7 protein-coding genes and 1 pseudogene are annotated in these 6,342 nt (G+C 67.6%); 6 read left to right on the top strand and 2 right to left on the bottom strand.

Annotation, left to right across the window (positions count from 1 at the left end; translation table 11 throughout):
- Positions 1 to 229 precede the first annotated feature (229 nt).
- Entirely contained in the window at positions 230 to 895 is a 666-nt protein-coding gene (msrA, locus tag ARC23_RS19440) for a peptide-methionine (S)-S-oxide reductase MsrA (RefSeq protein WP_057498715.1), read from the bottom strand.
- 30 nt (positions 896 to 925) lie between these two features.
- A complete protein-coding gene (locus ARC23_RS19435) occupies positions 926 to 1,189 on the bottom strand; it encodes a putative signal transducing protein (RefSeq protein WP_010481810.1) in 264 nt (87 codons plus the stop codon).
- Positions 1,190 to 1,367: 178 nt separating this feature from the next.
- Here ARC23_RS19435 and ARC23_RS19430 point away from each other — a divergent pair, with 178 nt between their 5' ends.
- The 6 genes and pseudogenes from ARC23_RS19430 (at position 1,368) to ARC23_RS19410 (ending at position 6,183) form a co-directional block, all read left to right on the top strand.
- A complete protein-coding gene (locus ARC23_RS19430) occupies positions 1,368 to 3,116 on the top strand; it encodes a glutamine--tRNA ligase/YqeY domain fusion protein (protein ID WP_057498714.1) in 1,749 nt (582 codons plus the stop codon).
- A 43-nt stretch (positions 3,117 to 3,159) separates the two neighbouring features.
- Positions 3,160 to 3,813 (top strand): hypothetical protein, encoded by a 654-nt coding sequence (locus ARC23_RS19425; RefSeq protein ID WP_057498713.1) that lies wholly within the window; start codon positions 3,160 to 3,162, stop codon positions 3,811 to 3,813.
- 77 nt (positions 3,814 to 3,890) lie between these two features.
- A pseudogene (locus tag ARC23_RS21390) lies at positions 3,891 to 4,007 on the top strand (DUF6348 family protein); the annotation flags it as partial.
- A gap of 117 nt (positions 4,008 to 4,124) precedes the next feature.
- Positions 4,125 to 4,685: a nucleoside deaminase gene (locus ARC23_RS19420; protein WP_004154307.1), complete on the top strand. Its 561-nt coding sequence runs from the start codon at positions 4,125 to 4,127 to the stop codon at positions 4,683 to 4,685.
- Positions 4,669 to 5,736 (top strand): 23S rRNA (cytidine(2498)-2'-O)-methyltransferase RlmM, encoded by a 1,068-nt coding sequence (rlmM, locus tag ARC23_RS19415; RefSeq protein WP_057498712.1) that lies wholly within the window; start codon positions 4,669 to 4,671, stop codon positions 5,734 to 5,736. The genes ARC23_RS19420 and rlmM overlap by 17 nt, the downstream gene beginning before the upstream one ends.
- 51 nt (positions 5,737 to 5,787) lie before the next feature.
- Entirely contained in the window at positions 5,788 to 6,183 is a 396-nt protein-coding gene (locus tag ARC23_RS19410; RefSeq protein ID WP_057498711.1) for an EF-hand domain-containing protein, read from the top strand.
- Positions 6,184 to 6,342: the final 159 nt, after the last annotated feature.

The following is a 6,342-nucleotide window of genomic DNA, read 5'->3' as shown; positions in this document are numbered from 1 at the left end:
CCAGGGGAGTCTGGCGGGGGGGGTGGGGGGTGGGGTGGGACAGTCCTGTGGGCGCCTGGGGGCGGGCCATCGGCCCCCCCAGCGGGGTTTTCGCGTCTTCTTCCTGCCAACCCCCACCGCCCCACCCAACAAGCAGCAACCCAGAGCCGCTTTGGCTTTGGCTTTGGCTTTGGCTTTGGCTTTGGCTTTCAGCCGTTGACGTTGCCCGCCGCAGGCGGACCACCGCGCGTCAGCGCGGCGCTTCCACATCCAACCCGATCGGGCAGCTCACGCCGGTGCCGCCAATACCGCAGTAGCCGTTCGGATTCTTCGCCAGGTACTGCTGGTGATAGTCCTCGGCGTAGTAGTACGCCGGTGCCGGGTACACGATCTCGGTGGTGATCGGGCCGTAGCCGGCCGCATCCAGCTGCGCCTGGTAGGCCTCGCGGCTGGCCAGCGCCGCCGCGTACTGCGCCTCGTCGGTGGCGTGGATCGCCGAGCGGTACTGGGTGCCGGTATCGTTGCCCTGGCGCATGCCCTGGGTCGGATCGTGACTCTCCCAGAACAGCTGCAGCAGGCGTTCCAGGCTCACTACTGCCGGATCGAACACCACCTGCACCACTTCGGTGTGGCCGGTCAGGCCCGAGCAGACCTCTTCATAGGTCGGGTTCGGCGTGATGCCACCGGCATAGCCGACCGAGGTGCTGTACACGCCCGGTTCGGTCCAGAACTTGCGCTCGGCGCCCCAGAAGCAACCCATCGCAAAGCGGATCTGCTGCAGGCCGGCAAAACGGTCCTTCAGCGGATGGCTGTTCACGAAGTGCTGGTTGCTGTGCAGCGGCAGCGGCTGCTCGCGCCCCGGCAGCGCCTCTTCCGGCCGCGGCAGGCGCTGCTTGAAGGCGCCGATGCCGAGGATGCCCTGGCCAATTCCCAACATGATGCGCTCCTACGCCGGAAGGCCGGCTATGTCGTCTGCATCTGAAATGGGGGCGTCCGGCGCGTGGCCCAAGTCCAGCGCCGCCACGATGTCTTCGGCCTGCGGGCGCGCCGCATCGGGGATTCCCACCCGCAGCACACCAAACAGCGGCAGCTCGCCCATGCCGCCCAGCAACGACTCGCCGAACACGAAGGCCGGAATCCCGGCATCCTCCAGCGCGTGCTTGACCAGATGGGCGTCGAACAGGTTGTCGGCCTTGTACACGATGTGCATGCGGCGGCTCCTCGGGGCAGGGGTCCAGCATACGCCCGCGGGCTGAATGCTGGCGGTGACGGCGGATGCCGGCCATGCAGGTAGTGCCGGCCACTGGTGGCATCCCATGCCCCACCGGGCAACCCCGCCCGGTACGCGCTAGACTGTTGGTCTTTCTGCCCTTTTTCGCCCCAGACTCATGTCCGAGCACACCCCCGCCAGCCCCGAGACCCCCGCCGACAGCCACGAGAAGCGCGATTTCATCCGCCAGATCGTGCGCGAGGACCTGGCCAGCGGAAAGCACCAGGCGATCAAGACCCGCTTCCCGCCGGAGCCGAACGGCTACCTGCACATCGGCCATGCCAAGTCGATCTGCCTGAACTTCGGCATCGCCGGTGAATTCAGCGGCGTCTGCAACCTGCGCTTCGACGACACCAACCCGGCCAAGGAAGATCCGGAATACGTGGCCGCGATCCAGGACGACGTGCGCTGGCTGGGCTTCGAGTGGAACGAGCTGCGCCATGCCTCGGACTACTTCCAGGCCTACTACCTGGCCGCCGAGAAGCTGATCGAACAGGGCAAGGCCTACGTCTGCGACCTGTCGGCCGAGGAAGTGCGCGCCTACCGCGGCACCCTGACCGAGCCGGGCCGCCCGTCGCCGTGGCGCGACCGCAGCATCGAGGAGAACCTCGACCTGTTCCGCCGCATGCGCGCCGGTGAATTCCCGGATGGCGCGCGCACCCTGCGCGCCAAGATCGACATGGCCAGCGGCAACATCAACCTGCGCGACCCGGCGCTGTACCGCATCAAGCACGTCGAGCACCAGAACACCGGCAACGCGTGGCCGATCTACCCGATGTACGACTTCGCCCATGCGCTGGGCGATTCGATCGAGGGCATCACCCACTCGCTGTGCACGCTGGAATTCGAAGACCACCGCCCGCTGTACGACTGGTGCGTGGACAACGTCGATTTCGCCCATGACGACACGCTGACCCAGCCGCTGGTCGACGCCGGCCTGCCGCGCGAAGCGGCCAAGCCGCGCCAGATCGAATTCTCGCGCCTGAACATCAACTACACGGTGATGAGCAAGCGCAAGCTGATGGCGCTGGTCACCGAGCAGCTGGTGGACGGCTGGGAAGACCCGCGCATGCCGACCCTGCAGGGCCTGCGTCGCCGCGGCTACACTCCGGCGGCGATGCGCCTGTTCGCCGAGCGCGTGGGCATCAGCAAGCAGAATTCACTGATCGACTTCAGCGTGCTGGAAGGCGCGCTGCGCGAAGACCTGGACAGCGCCGCGCCGCGCCGCATGGCGGTGATCGATCCGGTCAAGCTGGTGCTGACCAACCTGCCGGAAGGCCATGAAGAACAGCTGACCTTCAGCAACCACCCGAAGGACGAGAGCTTCGGCAGCCGCGAAGTGCCGTTCGCACGCGAAGTGTGGATCGACCGCGAGGACTTCGCCGAAGTACCGCCCAAGGGCTGGAAGCGCCTGGTCCCGGGCGGCGAAGTGCGCCTGCGCGGCGCCGGCATCATCCGCTGCGATGAAGTGATCAAGGATGCCGACGGCACCATCACCGAGCTGCGCGGCTGGCTGGATCCGGAATCGCGGCCGGGCATGGAAGGCGCCAACCGCAAGGTCAAGGGCACCATCCACTGGGTCAGCGCCGTGCACGGCGTGCCGGCCGAGATCCGCCTGTACGACCGCCTGTTCTCGGTGCCGAACCCGGACGACGAATCGGAAGGCAAGACCTACCGCGATTACCTCAACCCGGAATCCCGCCGCACGGTCACCGGCTATGTCGAGCCGGCTGCGGCCAGCGCCGCACCGGAGCAGTCGTTCCAGTTCGAGCGCACCGGCTACTTCGTCGCCGACCGCCGCGACCACACCGAGGCCAAGCCGGTGTTCAACCGCAGCGTGACCCTGCGCGACACCTGGTCGGCCTGAGGACCTGCGCGGGCGCCTGGAGGGCGCCCGCACGCCACCGACAATGATCACCGCCCTTTCCGTCCTGCTCTGGTTCATCTCGCAGCATCCGCTGCTGACGTTCTTTGCAGCGATGGTGCTGGCCGGGCTGGTCTCGTGGTGGCGGCGCTTTCCGGGCTACGCCATCGTGGTGTTCCCGCTGGCGATGCTCAACATGTTCCTCGGCAGCTTCCTCAACGCCACCTTCCTCAACGTGGTGGGCGAGCGTGGTGAAGCGGTGATCGTCAAGGCCGAGGAAACCAATTCCACGCTCAACGAACAGTACATCTGGCGCTACGAAGCGGTGCTGCGTACCGCCGAAGGGCGCGATGTGGAGGTGGTGTTCCACACCAACACCGCCTCGCTGTGGCCGCTGGAAAACGCGATCCGCATTCCGGCGCAGGACCAGCCGTTCGTGGTGAAGTACACGCCGGGTTTCCCACGCAACTTCGTCATCCTCACCAACGAATCGCCGCACGGGCTGGCCCAGGCCCGGGCCAGCGCGCGCGAGCGGGTGGAAGTGGCGGCACGCAAGCTGCACTTCAGCCCGGGCAATGCCGATTTCCGCGCGGGCTATCGCCGCGAACTGGAAACCTGGCTGCGCGACCACGGCAACGATCCGCAGCAGCAGCCCGACGCGCAGCGATATCGCGCCGAACTCGACGCACTCGAGCGATAGCCCCAGGCCCTGCCTGAATGTTCCGCCCCATCCATTCACAGGCCTGACGTGACCCCGACCTCCACCGCCCTCCTCCCCACGCCAACGGAGCCGATGAGCAGGCATCGCTGTCGTCCGGCTTCCAGGCCTGGGTGGACCTGGTGACCTTGCAGGCCGTGATCGGCGCAGCGGACGCACAGGACCTTCCGATGATCCGCTCCGGCGCGCCAGGCTGATCCGCCGCTACACCCGATACAGGCCGGGGCGGCTACACTGCGCGCCGGTTTCCCAAGCAACCGCACTTTCTTCCATCCCTACGAGGCACCCCCGCGATGCTGTACGCGCAAGTCCACCTGACCCTTCCCGCCTGGATCCACGACCAGATCGACCTGGATCGTCGATATCCGGGCGATGAGGCCAAGGTCGCGCTGGCGATCGAGCTGTCGCGGCTGAACGTCGAGCACGCCAGTGGCGGCCCGTTCGGTGCCGTGGTGTTCGGACCGGACGACAAGGTCATCGCCGCCGGCGTGAACCGGGTGATGCCGCATGCGACCTCGCTGGCGCATGCCGAGAACATGGCCTACATGCTCGCCCAGCAGCGCCTGCAGACCCCACGCCTGAACGCAGTGCTGTCGCCGGTCACCCTGGCCACCAGCTCGCAGCCGTGCTGCCAGTGCTACGGCGCCACCGTGTGGGCCGGCATCGACCGGCTGCTGATCGGCGCCAACTCGGCCGACGTCGAGGAACTGACTCCGTTCGACGAAGGCCCGCTGCCCGCCGACTGGGTGGGTGAACTCAACAAGCGCGGCATCGAGGTGGTTCAGGGCCTGAACCGCGACGCCGCACGCAGCGTGCTGCGCGCCTATGGGGAAAGCGATGGCGCCCGTTACTGAGGCCGGCATCGGCCTGCTATGCCTGTGCCGGCAGGGCTTCGAGCCCGAGTTGGCCGGCGAGTTGCAGTTCCGTGCCGGCGAAGCCGGTTTCGCCGGCTATGCGCGTACCCAGCGCAATGACGGCTACGTGCTGTTCATGTGCGACGAGGCGGCTGCGCTGGCGCCACGCCTGCGCTGGCGCGAGCTGATCTTCGCGCGGCAGAAGCTGGTGGTGCTGGCCGAATTGCCGCAGCTGGACCCGGCCGACCGCATCTCCCCGATGCTCGAAGTCCTGGCCGATGCGCCGCGCTTCGGTGACCTGTGGGTGGAACACCCCGATTCGGACGCCGGCAAGCCACTGTCCGGTCTGGCCCGTGCCTTCGGCAATGCACTGCGCCCGGCGCTGCGCAAGGCCGGCAAGCTGACCGACAAGCCAAACAACCGCCTGCCGCGCCTGCACGTGGTGTTTGTCGACGGCACCCACGCCTTCGTCTGCGTGGCCGACCCGGCCGACAGCGCGCCGTGGGCACTGGGCATCCCGCGCCTGAAGCTGCTGCCCGAAGCGCCTTCGCGTTCGGCGCTGAAGCTGGACGAAGCGCTGCTGACCCTGCTGACACCGGAAGAGCGTGAGGCGCTGGCCAAGCCCGGCATGCGCGCGGCCGACCTCGGCGCCGCACCCGGCGGCTGGACCTGGGTGCTGACCCGCCAGCACATGCAGGTGTTGAGCATCGACAACGGCCCGCTGCGCCAGCACGTGCTGGACACCGGCCTGGTCGAGCACCTGCGCGCCGATGGCTTCCACTGGCACCCTGAGCAGCCGCTGGACTGGATGGTCTGCGACATGGTCGAGCAGCCGCGCCGCGTGGCCGAACGCATGGCGACCTGGTTCCGCGAGGGCTGGTGCAGGCACGCGATCTTCAACCTGAAGCTGCCGATGAAGAAGCGCTGGGACGAGACCCGGCTGTGCCTGGACCTGTTCCAGGACCAGGCCGGCAAGCCGCTGGTGGTGCGCGCCAAGCAGCTGTACCACGACCGCGAAGAGATCACCGTACTGGCTTCGCCGCTGCGCTGACACTGCGGTGTCCGCCGGGGCGGGCTCCGCGCTACCAAGGAGGAACAACCCATGCAAGGTCGTTCGATTGCACTGCTGGCCGTCCTGCTGATGGCCCCACCGGCGATGGCCCAGCAGCTGCCGCACACGCCGGCCCAGAGCCAACCGCTGGGCCCGACCGGTGGCGCGATCCGCCAGCAGCCGCTGGATGCTGGCCGGGTCACCCGCAGCGTGCAGATCACACAGCCCGCCGGCGAGGCACAGGTGACCGTGCGCTCGCTGGAACCGAGCAGCGTGCTTGGCCAATACCGCATCCACTTCGCCGCGCTGGATGTGAACGGCGATGGCTTCATCAGCCGCGAGGAAGCGCAGGCCAATCCGGCACTGGCCGATGAATTCAATGCGTTGGACGTCAAGCGTCGCGGCAAGCTGGATCGTGCCGACCTGGCCGGTTGGCTGGTTGATTGAAAAAGGGGACGGAGGGGATCAAGTCGTATGTGCACATACGACTTGATCCCCTCCGTCCCCTTTTTGCGTCAAACGCCGGCGGCGCGCTTCCAGAACGCCTGCACCAGCGGCGGCCATTTGCCGACGCAGCCCAGCGCGCGACCACGGGCCAGGGTCAGG

The sequence above is a fragment of the Stenotrophomonas beteli genome, assembly GCF_001431665.1.
Classification (GTDB): domain Bacteria; phylum Pseudomonadota; class Gammaproteobacteria; order Xanthomonadales; family Xanthomonadaceae; genus Stenotrophomonas; species Stenotrophomonas beteli.
Note: the sequence above shows the minus strand (reverse complement) of the source record. Positions and strands in the feature narration are given on the sequence as shown.